This is a genomic window from Pseudomonas sp. H1_F01, from assembly GCF_054681425.1.
In genome coordinates this window covers 4,733,042-4,747,291 of the sequence record NZ_CP162823.1, presented here as the reverse complement: position 1 = coordinate 4,747,291, position 14,250 = coordinate 4,733,042, and the positions used below count along the sequence as shown (strand labels likewise).

Annotated in this window: 11 protein-coding genes; 7 read left to right on the top strand and 4 right to left on the bottom strand. The window is 59.9% G+C overall.

The annotated features are described in order from the left end of the window. Positions 1–70: 70 nt before the first annotated feature. From AB4O09_RS21450 to AB4O09_RS21435, 4 genes are all read left to right on the top strand, one after another. Positions 71–307: a DUF1653 domain-containing protein gene (locus AB4O09_RS21450; protein WP_003199644.1), complete on the top strand. Its 237-nt coding sequence runs from the start codon at positions 71–73 to the stop codon at positions 305–307. Between the two features lie 115 nt (positions 308–422). Further along, entirely contained in the window at positions 423–3,035 is a 2,613-nt protein-coding gene (gene topA / locus AB4O09_RS21445) for a type I DNA topoisomerase (protein WP_003199646.1), read from the top strand. 235 nt (positions 3,036–3,270) lie between these two features. Then, positions 3,271–3,795, top strand: a complete 525-nt coding sequence (locus AB4O09_RS21440; protein ID WP_123351306.1) for a DUF6586 family protein — start codon at positions 3,271–3,273, stop codon at positions 3,793–3,795. 106 nt (positions 3,796–3,901) lie between these two features. Beyond that, positions 3,902–4,135 carry a hypothetical protein gene (locus tag AB4O09_RS21435; protein ID WP_003183419.1) on the top strand — a complete coding sequence of 78 codons (234 nt, stop codon included), beginning with the start codon at positions 3,902–3,904 and terminating at the stop codon, positions 4,133–4,135. Positions 4,136–4,206: 71 nt separating this feature from the next. Here AB4O09_RS21435 and sulA read toward each other — a convergent pair whose 3' ends face one another. Both sulA and lexA read right to left on the bottom strand, forming a co-directional pair. Beyond that, positions 4,207–4,680 carry an SOS-induced cell division inhibitor SulA gene (gene sulA / locus AB4O09_RS21430; RefSeq protein ID WP_003199648.1) on the bottom strand — a complete coding sequence of 158 codons (474 nt, stop codon included), beginning with the start codon at positions 4,678–4,680 and terminating at the stop codon, positions 4,207–4,209. Between the two features lie 10 nt (positions 4,681–4,690). Beyond that, positions 4,691–5,299: a transcriptional repressor LexA gene (lexA, locus tag AB4O09_RS21425; RefSeq protein WP_003199651.1), complete on the bottom strand. Its 609-nt coding sequence runs from the start codon at positions 5,297–5,299 to the stop codon at positions 4,691–4,693. A gap of 241 nt (positions 5,300–5,540) precedes the next feature. Here lexA and AB4O09_RS21420 point away from each other — a divergent pair, with 241 nt between their 5' ends. The 3 genes from AB4O09_RS21420 (at position 5,541) to AB4O09_RS21410 (ending at position 10,762) form a co-directional block, all read left to right on the top strand. Next, positions 5,541–6,248, top strand: coding sequence for a TetR/AcrR family transcriptional regulator (locus AB4O09_RS21420; RefSeq protein ID WP_013692622.1), 708 nt, complete (start codon positions 5,541–5,543; stop codon positions 6,246–6,248). Between the two features lie 183 nt (positions 6,249–6,431). After that, the gene (gene nagZ / locus AB4O09_RS21415) at positions 6,432–7,430 is read left to right on the top strand and encodes a beta-N-acetylhexosaminidase (RefSeq protein ID WP_172831549.1); all 999 of its coding nucleotides are present in this window, start codon (positions 6,432–6,434) and stop codon (positions 7,428–7,430) included. 41 nt (positions 7,431–7,471) lie between these two features. Further along, entirely contained in the window at positions 7,472–10,762 is a 3,291-nt protein-coding gene (locus AB4O09_RS21410) for a DEAD/DEAH box helicase (RefSeq protein ID WP_460107506.1), read from the top strand. A gap of 216 nt (positions 10,763–10,978) precedes the next feature. On the opposite strand, the gene AB4O09_RS21405 is transcribed toward AB4O09_RS21410, so the two are convergent. Further along, complete coding sequence (locus AB4O09_RS21405; protein ID WP_003199659.1) at positions 10,979–13,672, bottom strand: DEAD/DEAH box helicase; 2,694 nt, start codon at positions 13,670–13,672, stop codon at positions 10,979–10,981. An 11-nt stretch (positions 13,673–13,683) separates the two neighbouring features. Continuing rightward, complete coding sequence (locus AB4O09_RS21400; RefSeq protein WP_003199661.1) at positions 13,684–14,250, bottom strand: CsiV family protein; 567 nt, start codon at positions 14,248–14,250, stop codon at positions 13,684–13,686.

Below are 14,250 nucleotides of genomic sequence, written 5' to 3'. Positions count from 1 at the left end.
TTTTGTTTTTTCGGGTTTAGTAAAAAAGATTTTGTTTTTATTTTGAAAAAAATTGAGTGAGGGCCAAAGCATGCCGATACAACCTGGGCTCTACCAGCATTACAAAGGTCCGCAGTACCGCGTATTCAGCATCGCGCGGCATTCCGAGACCGAGGAAGAAGTGGTCTTCTATCAAGCCCTGTATGGCGATTACGGCTTTTGGGTGCGTCCCTTGAGCATGTTCGAGGAGTCCGTCGAGGTTGACGGCGAACAGGTGCCACGCTTTGCTTTGGTGCAGGCCGAGGAGAGCATTTTTTCCAAGCCTTGAGGCCGGTAAGCGGGCAACCCTGCGCTTGACCTCACCTTGCAGCCACTATATATAGCGGTGCCGCGTCAGGCGCCAACCGCCTTTCACTTTTTAGAATTCAGGAATTTTCTGATCCATGGGCAAATCGCTGGTCATTGTGGAATCCCCGGCTAAGGCCAAGACCATCAACAAGTATCTGGGCGACCAATACGTGGTGAAGTCGAGTATCGGCCATATCCGAGACCTGCCCACCAGCGGTTCGGCTAGCGCCAGCAAGGAGCCAGCCGCCAAGCGCGGCAAGGCTGCTGCCGGTGAAGCGCCGGCGCTGTCGCCGAAAGACAAGGCGCGCAAGCAGCTGGTCTCACGCATGGGGGTCGATCCGGAACACGGCTGGAAAGCCAAGTACGAGATCCTCCCGGGCAAGGAAAAGGTCATCGAAGAGCTGCGCCGGCTCGCCAAGGATGCTGACACCATCTATCTCGCGACGGACTTGGACCGCGAAGGGGAAGCCATTGCCTGGCACCTGCGCGAAGCCATTGGTGGGGATGACAGCCGCTACAAGCGCGTGGTGTTCAACGAAATTACCAAGAAGGCCATCCAGGAAGCCTTCTCCCAGCCGGGCGAGCTGGATATCGATCGGGTCAACGCTCAACAGGCGCGTCGCTTCCTCGATCGCGTGGTGGGCTACATGGTCTCGCCCCTGCTGTGGGCCAAGATCGCCCGCGGCCTGTCGGCCGGTCGCGTGCAGTCGGTCGCCGTGAAGCTGGTGGTGGAGCGCGAGCGGGAGATCCGTGCGTTCATCCCTGAAGAGTACTGGGAAGTCCACGCCGACCTCGGCACCGCCAAGGGCGCTACCGTGCGCTTCGACGTGGCCCGGGAGAAGGGCGAGGCCTTCAAGCCGCTCAACGAAGCCCAGGCCATGGCCGCGCTGGAGAAGCTCAAGGCTTCCAGCTACAGCATCGTCAAGCGCGAAGACAAGCCGACCAGCAGCAAGCCGTCGGCGCCGTTCATCACCTCCACGTTGCAACAGGCCGCGAGCAATCGCCTGGGCTTTGGCGTGAAGAAAACCATGATGATGGCCCAGCGTCTGTACGAAGCCGGCTACATCACTTACATGCGTACCGACTCGACCAATCTTTCGGTCGATGCCGTGGCGATGGCACGCACTTATATAGAAAGCGAGTTCGGCAAGAAGTACCTGCCGGACACGCCGAACGTCTACAGCAGCAAGGAAGGCGCACAGGAGGCTCACGAAGCGATTCGTCCGTCCGATGCCAACACCGAGCCAAGCAAGCTGTCGGGCATGGAGCGCGATGCCGAGCGTCTCTACGAGCTGATCTGGCGCCAGTTCCTGGCCTGCCAGATGCTGCCGGCGCAATACCTGTCGACCACGGTCAGCGTCGGTGCCGGCGACTTCGAGCTGCGCGCCAAGGGCCGCATCCTGAAGTTCGACGGCTATACCCGCGTCATGCCGCAGATCACCAAGCCTGGGGATGACGACGTCCTGCCGGACATGGCCCAGGGCGACGTGATGAAGCTGATCAAGCTTGATCCGACCCAGCATTTCACCAAGCCACCGGCTCGTTACTCCGAAGCCAGCCTGGTCAAGGAAATGGAAAAGCGCGGCATCGGTCGTCCTTCGACCTACGCAGCGATCATCTCCACCATCCAGGACCGCGGCTATGTGGCGCTGCACAACCGTCGTTTCTATTCGGAAAAGATGGGTGACATCGTTACCGAGCGTTTGTCCGAGAGCTTCTCGAACCTGATGGACTACGGCTTCACCGCCGGTATGGAAGAGAACCTCGACGATGTGGCCCAGGGCGAGCGCGACTGGAAAAACGTTCTCGACGAGTTCTACGGCGACTTCAAGAAAAAGCTCGAAGTGGCCGAAAGCCCTGACAGCGGCATGCGCGCCAACCAGCCGGTCATGACCGATATCCCGTGCCTGACCTGCGGGCGTCCGATGCAAATCCGTACCGCCTCGACCGGCGTGTTCCTCGGTTGCTCGGGCTACAGCCTGCCACCCAAGGAGCGCTGCAAGGCGACGGTCAATCTGGTGCCGGGTGACGAAATCGCCGCGGACGACGAGGGTGAATCGGAATCCCTGGTGCTGCGTGGCAAGCATCGCTGCCCGATCTGCAGCACGGCGATGGACGCCTACCTGCTGGATGAAAAGCGCAAGCTGCACATCTGCGGTAACAATCCGGACTGTGCTGGCTACGAGATCGAAGAGGGCACTTATCGCATCAAGGGCTACGAAGGTCCGAGCCTGGAGTGCGACAAGTGTGGCAGCGAGATGCAGCTCAAGACCGGCCGTTTCGGCAAGTTCTTCGGTTGCACCAACCCGACCTGCAAGAACACCCGCAAACTGCTCAAGAGCGGTGACGCGGCGCCGCCGAAGATGGACCCGGTGAAGATGCCTGAGCTCAAGTGCGAGAAGGTCAACGACACCTACATCCTGCGCGACGGTGCTTCCGGCCTGTTCCTGGCGGCCAGCCAGTTCCCGAAAAACCGTGAGACCCGTGCACCGTTGGTGATGGAAATCGTGCCGCACAAGGACGAGATCGATCCCAAGTACCATTTCCTCTGCGAAGCGCCGCAGAAGGATCCGGAAGGGCGCCCGGCGGTCATTCGCTACAGCCGCAAGACCAAGGAGCAATACGTGCAGACCGAAGTCGACGGCAAGCCGACCGGCTGGAAAGCCTTTTACGACGGCGGTAAGTGGACGGTGCAAGACAAGAGTTGATGGCAGCACTCACGTGTGACAAAGGGACTGGCTGTGGCGAGGGCGCTTTGCTCCCGCTGGACCGGTCCGACGTTTCGGACGCAGCCGTCCCAATAAGTCCCATGTGAACAAAAGGCCGCATGACAACCCATAGGTTTTCATGCGGCCTTTTTGTTTTTGGCTTGCAGTGGCCTCGGTTGATCCATGACACTGTCGCACTTGCGTGAAGCTTTCATTTCGTTGGGGAGATGCCGCCATGGCCCACGAACTCTATACCCGCACCAATCAGAAAATCTATTTCGCCGGTCTGTCGCTCGAGGCGCTTACCAGGGCCGAGGACGGACGTGCGATGAATTCCCCGGCGCTGCTCCAGGCAGGGCGCGAATCCGTGCTGTTTCACCTGTACGGTGCATTGTTGGGGTTGTGCCATGAAATCGCCGGTTTCTATCGCCTGCCTCAAGCGAATGCACCGCGGGCCGAGCTGTTGTTGACCCGCGAAGTGCTGGAAACCATTGCTATCCCGGAATTGGCCGAAATGGTCGAGCTGGCGCACAACCCGGAAACCTGGCTGGCGAAGCTATTGGCGGCCCATGCGGCGCTGTTCGAACCGCCACGTGCCCCGCGCAAGCCCAAGGGGGACGTGACCCAGCCGTTGATCGTGGCGGTCAATCTGGACGATCAAGAACCCGAGCAGGAGTTGAGCCGGGAGGAGCTGGAGAGTTGGCGTCAGAACCTCAAGAGCCTGGCGATACGCTTTCGTGAAGGTTTGAACGAGTGCTGAGTTTCCCCACGGCCCGTTACGTTCGTTGATAACGCTTGGTCAAGATCCCGAGCGGAGCCTGGCCGATGACTATATAATCCTCGCCTTTCGTGGAGAACAGACTTTTATGCCTACGTCCTTTCTAGAAATTGTCGAACTTCCTGATGGCCGCATCGAGCTGCGCAGGGCTGAGGACGAGGGTTCTCTGGTTACCCTGAACTTCTCCGAAGATGCCAAGGTATTCCTCCAGGGCCAACACGTCGAAGTCGCCAAGGCGATGCTGAGCGTGGGCGTTCAGATGGCAGGTCGCCTGGTTGAAGGCGAATTCAACAAGGAAGAGGGGCCGCGGGTTCTTCATTGATCCCGTCTGTCGGCTTTTTTGGATAGTGTGGCTGGTCGGCTTCTCTGCCTTGGAGAAGCCCCGCGTTTGTCTTAGCCCAATCGAATGTTCAGACTTTGTGCGTCCCCGGTACGGGCGGCGCTGATCAACTGTTGCCGTGCGGTGGCGGTCAACGGGTTGAGCCAGCTGACCACGGTGTGGCTGCGGCCCAGGCGCAAGGCTTCGCAGGTCAACTGTTGGGCGCTTTGGGTGCCCCGCGGCTGCAACAACAGGATGCGTTCGCGGTTCAGGCCGGCATCCCGCAGCCAGGCCTGGGTGACGCTGGCCGGTGGTGCGATCAGCGTCAGCCAGCGAGCATCCTGGTCCTGGCTGAGTTCTCGCAGAATCGGCGCCAGCAGGTTCAGGCAGTTTCCAGCCGCACCACGTAACGACAGTTCGCTGAAAGCCTCGGGCTCGACGCCCCAGGGCGACTCGATGACCTCTTTCAGGACTGGAACCAGCGGTTGGGCCATAAATGCCTCGAACAGCGGAAGTTGTGTGTGTTGTGGTGTGTGAGGGAACTGCATAAAGCCTCCTTTAGCGGCGAATGACGCCGACGCTCAAGCCTTCGATGACCAGGTCCTGATCTTTCAGATTCACTTCGATGGGCGCGAACTCCGGGTTCTCGGCGATGAGCCAGACCTTGCTGCCGTCGCGCTTGAAGCGCTTGACGGTCACTTCGTCGCCGATTCGCGCCACCACGATCTGGCCATTGCGGGCTTCGCGGGTGGTGTGCACGGCCAGGAGGTCACCGTCGAAGATGCCGATGTCCTTCATGCTCATGCCGTGTACACGAAGCAGGTAGTCGGCCCGAGGATGGAAGAACGAAGGATTGATGTTGCAGGACTCCTCGACATGCTGCTGGGCCAGGATCGGTGCGCCTGCCGCTACCCGGCCGATGATCGGCAGGGTGGTTTCGTCGGCCTTGGCTTCGAAGCCGGGGATGCGAATGCCACGGGATGCGCCCGGGGTCATTTCGATAGCACCCTTGCGCGCCAGCGCCTTGAGGTGTTCTTCAGCCGCGTTGGGCGACTTGAAACCCAGTTCCTGGGCGATTTCCGCGCGGGTTGGCGGGTAGCCGTTGTCTTCGAGGCAGCGTTTGATGAAGGCCAGAATCTCTGCTTGGCGTGGCGTCAGCTTTAGCATATTGATCGCTCTGTCTTTTTATACAGTGACTGGGATTATATACAGTGGAGGGCGCTTGGCAATCCTCCTTTTTTCACCGGCCGCTGGACGGTCGGTCAGGCTGTTGGATGCGACATGGCTACCACCCGTGAAAAGGTGTGGTTAAATACGTGACCGGGCGTTCGCAAAACGCCCCGGCAGGCTTGACAACCCCTAGGCTGAAACGTATGTTTCAAACAAGTGTTTGTCAGGCGGAGTAACCATGGCCCAGTCGGAAACCGTTGAACGCATTCTCGATGCTGCCGAGCAGTTGTTCGCGGAAAAAGGTTTCGCTGAAACCTCGTTGCGTCTGATCACCAGCAAGGCCGGGGTGAACCTGGCGGCGGTGAACTATCATTTCGGCTCGAAAAAGGCCCTGATCCAGGCGGTATTCTCGCGATTCCTCGGGCCTTTCTGCCTCAGCCTCGATCGCGAACTGGAGCGCCGGCAGGCCAAGCCTGACGTCAAGCCGACCCTGGAAGAGCTACTGGAAATCCTGGTCGAGCAAGCCCTTGTCGTGCAACCGCGCAGCGGTAACGACCTTTCCATTTTCATGCGCCTGTTGGGCCTTGCTTTCAGTCAGAGCCAGGGCCACCTGCGACGTTACCTGGAAGACATGTACGGCAAGGTTTTCCGGCGCTACATGCTGCTGGTCAACGAAGCCGCACCGCGTATTCCGCCCATCGAGTTGTTCTGGCGAGTGCACTTCATGCTCGGCGCCGCGGCGTTCAGCATGTCCGGTATCAAGGCGTTGCGCGCCATTGCTGAAACCGACTTTGGCGTGAACACCTCGATCGAACAGGTGATGCGCCTGATGGTGCCGTTCCTGGCGGCCGGCATGCGCGCCGAAAGTGGCGTCACCGATGAAGCCATGGCGGCCGCGCAATTGCGTCCGCGCAGTAAATCGACGCCGGCGCTGGCCAAGGCGTAAGTGCACGGGTGGGCGCGGCTGCCTACATCCGCTAAGCTAGCCGCCCATGCCGACTCTCGTTTCGAACCCGTTCCATTTGTCATTGCGTGACCGCGACCTGCCGGGCCTTGGGCCTTGCCGTGTGGTCGTGCCTGTGTTGTCGCGCGGGTTCATCGTTATTAAGGAAATGCTATGACTGCTGGCCTGCAAGGCTCGTTGATGGTGGACGTCGCCGGTACCTGGCTGACGGCCGAAGATCGCCACCTGTTGCGCCAGCCTGAGGTAGGCGGGCTGATCATCTTTGCCCGCAATATCGAGCATCCACGTCAGGTGCGTGAGTTGAGCGCGTCGATCCGCGCCATCCGCCCTGACCTTTTATTGGCGGTGGATCAGGAAGGTGGTCGTGTCCAGCGGCTGCGCCAGGGTTTTGTGCGGTTGCCGGCGATGCGGGCGATAGCCGATAACCCGAACGCCGAGTACCTCGCCGAGCAGTGCGGCTGGATCATGGCCACAGAAGTGCTGGCGGTCGGTCTCGACTTGAGCTTTGCCCCGGTGCTGGACCTCGATTACCAGCGCAGCGCCGTCGTCGGCAGTCGTTCCTTCGAGGGTGACCCCGAGCGCGCTGCGTTATTGGCCGGTGCCTTCATCCGCGGCATGAACGCCGCCGGGATGGCCGCCACTGGCAAGCATTTTCCGGGGCATGGCTGGGCCGAGGCCGATTCCCACGTGGCGATTCCGAACGATGAGCGCAGCCTGGAGCAGATTCGCGCCAACGACCTGGTGCCGTTTGCCAGGCTGAGCAAACAACTGGCCGCCGTCATGCCGGCCCATGTCATCTACCCGCAGGTTGACCCCAATCCAGCCGGGTTTTCCCGCCGCTGGCTGCAGGACATCCTGCGCGGCGAGTTGCAATTCGATGGCGTGATCTTCAGTGATGACCTGTCGATGGCCGGGGCTCATGTGGTCGGTGATGCTGCCAGTCGTATCGAGGCTGCTTTGACGGCGGGTTGCGACATGGGCTTGGTGTGCAATGACCGTGCTGCCGCGGAGTTGGCCTTGAGCGCTGCCCAGCGCCTGAAGGTCAAGCCTTCGGCACGGATCGCCCGCATGCGCGGCCAGGCCTGTGCCTCCACTGAATACCGTCAGGACCCTCGCTGGCTGGCGGCGCTCGGCGCGCTGAGGGCTGCCCAGCTGGTTGATTGAGGAAGTGTCGTGACTGATATGCGTAATGCTCGGCGGTGCCCATGACCCAGCCAATTGAGGCGCTTCTTGAGACGGATTGGGGAGAAGACTTCCATCAGAGTTACCTTCAGCGCGGGTTCGACTACGCCGAGAGAGACCGAGTACGGATACTGCGGATAGACGAGCAATCGATTCACGCCGAATGCGAGGGTGGCGGCGATAATGTCTATCAGCAGGTGATCGAGCTCACTCGTTATCGGGGCTACGACGGCGTTCGTTACGAATGTTCGTGCCCGGTCGGTAACAGCTGCAAGCACTGCGCTGCCGTCATGTTCCATTTGATGTGGAATCCGCAAGCGCTGGAGGCCGGCTCCGCCAGCGAGCGCCTGAGTTCTGAACTTGAAACCTGGATCAAGGGTATTCCCGAGTGGGACGCCGATTCGCTACCGAGCAAAAAAGACGCCGATGTCCGGATCTTCTACAAACTCAAGAAGACGCACATAGGGCAGTGGATTTTGGAACTCTTCAAGGGGCGCCAGCTCGATGATGGTTCCCTGAAGGATCTGAAAGCGTTTGGCCAACTGACGGACATGCTGAATCGTTCTCCGAATTATATGTCCGACGTCGACAAGCAAATTGGCCAGTCGCTTATCAGCAGTCAGCATTATCACAGCCAGAACAGCTTTCCGTTGCAAGGTCGCAGCGGCGCCGAAGTGCTGGCGCTGGCATTAAAGTCCTCGCGCTTGTTCCTGGATTTCGACCCGCCGCAGCCATTGGGCGCAGGTCCGCTAAAAAATGCGCAGTTTTTCTGGGCTGAGCAGGCCAATGGCAACTATCGGTCTCGGTGGCGCAGTGGCGATCAGGTACTGGATAACCTCCTGGTGCTTGAGCCGCTTCATTATCTGGATTTATCGCGCAGGGAACTTGGCCGGCTGTCCTATGAAGTGGACGACAAATTGGCGTGCCATTTATGCCGTGCGCCGGAGGTACCCGCTCGGGATGTTGTGCTTTTCAGCCATAGGATCAACGCTGTCGACCGACCTATCCCGCCGCCGAAAGAACTGACTGAGCGCATCATCGAAGGTGTTGAACCGCGAGCGTTGTTGACGTTGGGAAGTGCAATCACCTTCCGGCACTGGAAATCTGTTCCAGAACATCGCGCGGCACTGACCTTTATTTATGATGGTCATGTGGCGGACGACAAAGCATCCACCGAACTGTCGATCCTGTCCGGAACCGAAATTTTGCGCATTCAGCGTAAACCGGATGTCGAGCAAGCCTTTCGCACCGTTCTGCGTAAGGTAGGTTTCAAGAAAACCAGTCGCAAGAGCCTTGCGCTGGCGGACATCGGGGGTGAGCTATTTCAAATGGCGGATGACCACGCCTGGTTGGCCTTCATGGACAAAGGCCTGCCGCGATTGCGTGCCGCCAATTGGCAGATCGATATCGAAGCGGGTTTTCATTTCGATCTGCAACCGGTGGAGCAGTTGTACGCCGACATCGAGGAGTCTCCCGGTCGAGAGTGGTTCGATTTACAACTGGGCATTGTCGTGGATGGAAAACGGCACAGCCTGCTGCCGATCTTGCTTCATCTGCTCCGCTCAAGCCCCGAGATGATGGATCCGGACAACCTTGATCGGCGTGGTGATGAAGAGTTGATGTTGCTCGATCTCAACGGCGGAAAGTTCGGGGCGGGTCCTGGTGTGAAGGTCGCGTTGCCATATGGGCGGGTCAAGCCGCTGATGGCAACGCTTGGTGAGTTGTACATGAAGGAGCACCGGGGTGACTCGATACGGTTGAATGCCTTTGATGCGGCCAGGTTGAATGTGCTTGAAAGCGTGCCATTGACCTGGCAAGGCGGGGAGCGGTTGCGTACGTTCGCCAAGCGATTACACGAGTCGACTCATGCTCATGTCCCGGCGCCGATGGGGCTCAAAGCCACCCTGCGACCTTATCAACTGGAAGGGTTCAATTGGATGCAGACCCTGCGCGAGCTGGAAGTCGGCGGCATCCTGGGCGATGACATGGGCTTGGGTAAAACCTTGCAGACCCTGGCTCACCTGCTTTGTGAGAAGCAGGCCGGGCGCCTGGATGTCCCGGCGCTTGCAGTCATGCCCACCAGTCTGATTCCCAACTGGCTCGACGAAGCGGCACGCTTCACGCCGCAGCTCAACGTCGTGGCGCTTCATGGTGCAGCCCGGCAAAAAGATTTCGCCAGCCTTGCACAGTACGACCTGATTCTGACGACTTATGCCTTGTTGCCGCGGGATCTGGAGGCGCTGAAACCCCAGGCCTGGAGTGTGCTGATTCTCGATGAAGCGCAGAACATCAAGAATCCCACCAGCAAGGCCGCCCAGGCTGCTCGCGAACTCAATGCCCGGCAGCGCTTGTGCCTGTCCGGTACGCCCCTGGAAAATCACTTGGGCGAACTCTGGTCGCTGTTTCATTTCCTCCTGCCCGGCTGGTTGGGGGATAACAAAAGCTTCAACCGAGACTACCGGACGCCGATCGAAAAACATGGCAACAGCGAGCGAATGCACCATCTGACGGCGCGAATAAAACCGTTTCTACTGCGGCGTAAAAAAGAACAAGTCGCTACTGAGCTGCCACCCAAGACTGAAATCGTCCATTGGGTCGACCTCAGTGACGGACAGCGGGATGTCTATGAAGCCGTGCGTGTGGCCATGGACAGGAAAGTGCGCGACGAAATCGCTCGCAGCGGCGTGGCCCGTAGCCAGATTATCATTCTCGACGCGTTGCTCAAGTTACGCCAGGTCTGCTGCGACCTGCGGCTGCTCAATACCGTACAGACCGCCAAAGCGCTACGTTCCGGCAGCGGCAAGTTGATCAGTTTAATGGAGATGCTTGAAGAGTTGCTCAGCGAAGGGCGCAAGATTCTGCTGTTTTCCCAGTTCACCTCGATGCTGTCCCTGATCGAGGAGGAACTGCAAAAGCGCAGCCTGACCTATTCCTTACTGACCGGATCCACCACGGATCGCCGCACCCCGGTGAGGGAATTTCAGAGTGGCAAGGTGTCGCTGTTTCTAATCAGCCTCAAGGCCGGCGGTACGGGGCTCAATCTGACGGCTGCCGACACGGTGATTCACTTCGATCCGTGGTGGAACCCAGCGGTGGAAAATCAGGCGACCGACCGGGCTTATCGGATCGGTCAAAACAAGCCAGTGTTCGTCTACAAGCTGATTGCCCGAGGCACGGTGGAAGAGAAGATACAGGCGCTTCAGGAGGATAAGGCCGCGTTGGCGGGCAGTCTGCTGGATGGCGGCGCGACGGGTGGGTGGAAGCTTGAGCAGAGCGATATCGAAGCGTTGTTTGCGCCGTTGCCCAAGACCTGATTCACCGGCACATTCACTGGCTATGTCGCCTGATAGTCAGCCATCGCGAGCAGGCTCGCTCCCACATTGGAGTGGGGCGGGCTCCGGCTTTGTGGACGCTGCAAATCCCCTGTGGGAGCCGAGCGTGCTCGCGATGGCGGCAGTGCAGTCAACATCTGTGTAAGCTGAACCACCGCCATCGCGAGCACGCTCAGCTCCCACAGGAAACGGTGTGAATCAGCGCTTTTCCAGTTTGTCCGGCAGCGGCGCGAACAATGCTTCGATATCGTCGCTCTGCAGTTTCCAATCCCCGGCCACACGCCCGTCCAGCACACCGGCCGCGAGGTCGGATTTTTCCTTTTGCAGTAGCTGGATCTTCTCTTCCACCGTGCCTCGGGCAATCAGCTTGTAGACGAATACCGGTTTTTCCTGGCCGATGCGGTAGGCGCGGTCGGTCGCCTGGTTTTCGGTCGCCGGGTTCCACCATGGATCGTAGTGAATCACTGTGTCGGCCTCGGTCAGGTTCAGGCCTACACCGCCAGCCTTCAGGCTGATCAGAAAGATCTGACGCTTGCCGCTCTGGAATTCCTTGACGGGCGTGCGTCGGTCGCGGGTCTGGCCGGTCAGAATGGCGTACTCGACGCCGCGTTTCTTCAGCTCCTCTTCAATCAGCGCCAACATGGACGTGAATTGGGAAAACAACAGCACCCGGCGACCTTCTTCAAACAGTTCTTCGAGCATTTCCATCAGGCTGTCGAGCTTGCCCGAGGTGCTGCCTCGGGCGGGCAGGGTGGCGTCGTTGATCAGGCGCAGGTCGCAACACACCTGGCGCAGCTTGAGCAGCGCTTCGAGAATGATGATCTGGCTGCGGGCCACGCCTTTGCGGGTGATCTCGTCGCGGACCTTCTTGTCCATCGCCAGGCGCATGGTTTCGTAGACGTCCCGCTGGGCATCGCTGAGTTCGACCCAATGGATGATCTCGGTCTTGGGCGGCAACTCTGTCGCCACTTGCTCCTTGGTCCTGCGCAGCAGGAAAGGTTTTATCCGACCATTGAGGTGCTGCAGTCGTACATCGCTGCCGCGCTTTTCTATCGGTACACGGTAATCGCGGTTGAAACTCTTGACGTCCCCAAGCCACCCCGGCAGCAGGAAGTGAAACAGCGACCACAATTCGCCCAGGTGATTTTCCAGCGGCGTGCCGGACAGGCACAGCCGCTGGCGGGCGTTGAGCTCGCGGGCGGCCTGGGCGGCTTTGCTGGTGGGGTTCTTGATGTACTGGGCTTCATCGAGGATCAGCACGTGCAACGGCTGCGCGGCCAGGCGCTCGACATCCTTGGGCAGCAGGGCATAGGTGGTGAGGACCAGGTCGTAATCGGCCAATCGGTCGAAATGCTTTTTGCGCCCGGCGCCATACAGGGCCAGCACCTTGAGCTGCGGCGTGAAGTGAGCGGCCTCGTCGAGCCAGTTGGGGATCAGGCTGGTCGGCATGACGACCATGCACGGTCGGTCGAGGCGTCCGGCGTTTTTTTCGCTGAGAATGTGCGCCAGGGTCTGTAGGGTTTTGCCCAGGCCCATGTCGTCCGCGAGAATGCCGCCGACTTCCAGCTGTCGCAGCGATTGCATCCAGCTCAAGCCTTCGAGTTGATACGGCCGTAGCGTCGCGTTCAGGCCCTCTGGCGCGGTGGCAGTGTAATCCTTGATGTCCCGCAGGCGTTGGGCCAGGCCGCGAATGTGTTCGCCACCTTCCCAGGTCAACGGCATGTCCTGCAGCGGGTTCAAGCGCAAGGCGTCCGCGCTGTTGAGGCGCAGTTTGGTGGTGCCGGGTTCTTGCAGGTAAAACTCGCCCAGGGTCGCCAGCACCGGCTTCAGCCGGCCATAGGGCAGGGCCACCTGCTGCGGGCCGAACTCCGAGTTCGGACGGTTGGGCAGGTTGACCAGAATGAGTTCGTCGTCCCGACGCCGGGCCAGGCGTTCCGGGTTGAACAATTCGATGTGCGAGCGCATCAGGTTCAACAGGATCGGTAGCAGGCTCAGGCGCTCACCGTTGACGATGATCCCCAGTTCGAGGTCGAACCAGTCCCGCTCCGGCGTTTCCTCGACGGTGGCGTACCACTCGTCCACTGCCGTCAGGTCGAAGCCGAAGTCCTCGTCGATCTGCAGTTCCCAGCCCTGGCTGCGCAGTTTCGGCAGGTCGTTGAGGGTGAAGGTCAGCCAGGCACTGTCGTTGACCATCTCGTACAGTTCGCCGGCGCTTTCCGGCAGGGCCTTGCTTTGTCGGGTCGCGACCTTGAAGCCGAGGATTCGCAGCTGTTCGCGGTAGGACTGTTCCACATCGGTGTGGCGTTTTATCCGCAGTGTCTGGGTTTCCTGGCGAATCAGCACGTCGGTGTTGCGCTGGCCGCTGACGTATTCGTCCAGGTAGCTGAACGACAGCGCGGCGCGGTGTTGAATGTAGCGCTGCATTTTGCCGTTGCGCGGCTCGAAGGCGCTGAACTCGATACTGGCCAGCCACAGGCGCGGCACCGGTTGCACGTTGTCCACCAGCACTTGTGGCGGGGCCTTGGGGCTGCGGTTGTCCAGCACGGCCTGGAGTTTCTCCAGTAATTGCGCGTCTTTTTCGGCGGCTGGGTAGGCCAGGGTTTCCTGGACTTGCAGCAACACGGCTGCGCAGTGCTTGCAGTTGATGCGCACCGGGCAGGAGCACGCGGCTTCGAGCAGAATCAGCGTGCCCTTGGCTGACTCTTTAAGGCGAATGGTCTGACGGTAGACGTTACCGCCAGAGCCTTCGCAGCTGGCGGTGATGGTGCTGTCGCCGGCCTCGACAATCCTGACGCGGTTTTCCAGCGCATAACGGCGCCCGCGCTCCAGGCTCTGTTCCTTGAATCGATTGACCCAGGAAGGTGCCAGGGGTTTGCTCAGGGGCGAGGGCATAGGCGCGCCAATCAGTCCGGAATGACTTCAGGTGCCTGCCGTGGCGCGGGCGCGGTCAACGAGGTGATCTTGATCAGCAGGCCAAGATGACCGTTGTCGAGGAAGTTCAGTTGGCCATTCTTGGTGTGGCTCTGCTGCTTGAGACGCTCGCTGGCGGTGACCAGGCCATTGGCGTTGATCTGGTTGATCCAGAAATCGGCATCCACGTCGGTGAAACGGCCCAGCTTCAGTTCCAGGGTGCCTTCGATGGGGAATTGCCCGAACTGTTCGGCACCGTCGCTGATGGCGACTTTGCGTCCCTGCTCACCGAGGGTCTGCTGCCAGGCCTTATGCATCAATACCGTGTATTGGCCGCTGGCAGTGAGTTTCTCGACGATGTTGCCCATGGCCGGTGTGCGCTGGCTATCCGCGTCCAGGCGTTGCGCGCCGGCGTCCCAGTCTTCCGGTGCGGCACGGCTGACAATCGCCGGCTCGGCGTTCTGGCGCACCAGGATCATTTCAACCTGATACAGGTCATCGGCAAACGCCAGGGGAGCGACCAGGGTCAACAACAAGGTCAGTGAGCAAAACAGGCGCAT

Bases quoted from the DNA above. Each gene is read 5' to 3' on its own strand.
- topA (WP_003199646.1), top strand. From the start codon at position 423: ATGGGCAAATCGCTGGTCATTGTGGAATCCCCGGCTAAGGCCAAGACC.
- sulA (WP_003199648.1), bottom strand. From the start codon at position 4,680: ATGCAGTTCCCTCACACACCACAACACACACAACTTCCGCTGTTCGAG.
- AB4O09_RS21400 (WP_003199661.1), bottom strand. From the start codon at position 14,250: ATGCGCCTGTTTTGCTCACTGACCTTGTTGTTGACCCTGGTCGCTCCC.
- AB4O09_RS21435 (WP_003183419.1), top strand. From the start codon at position 3,902: ATGCCTACGTCCTTTCTAGAAATTGTCGAACTTCCTGATGGCCGCATC.
- AB4O09_RS21420 (WP_013692622.1), top strand. From the start codon at position 5,541: ATGGCCCAGTCGGAAACCGTTGAACGCATTCTCGATGCTGCCGAGCAG.
- AB4O09_RS21405 (WP_003199659.1), bottom strand. From the start codon at position 13,672: ATGCCCTCGCCCCTGAGCAAACCCCTGGCACCTTCCTGGGTCAATCGA.
- AB4O09_RS21410 (WP_460107506.1), top strand. From the start codon at position 7,472: ATGACCCAGCCAATTGAGGCGCTTCTTGAGACGGATTGGGGAGAAGAC.
- AB4O09_RS21450 (WP_003199644.1), top strand. From the start codon at position 71: ATGCCGATACAACCTGGGCTCTACCAGCATTACAAAGGTCCGCAGTAC.
- lexA (WP_003199651.1), bottom strand. From the start codon at position 5,299: ATGCTAAAGCTGACGCCACGCCAAGCAGAGATTCTGGCCTTCATCAAA.
- AB4O09_RS21440 (WP_123351306.1), top strand. From the start codon at position 3,271: ATGGCCCACGAACTCTATACCCGCACCAATCAGAAAATCTATTTCGCC.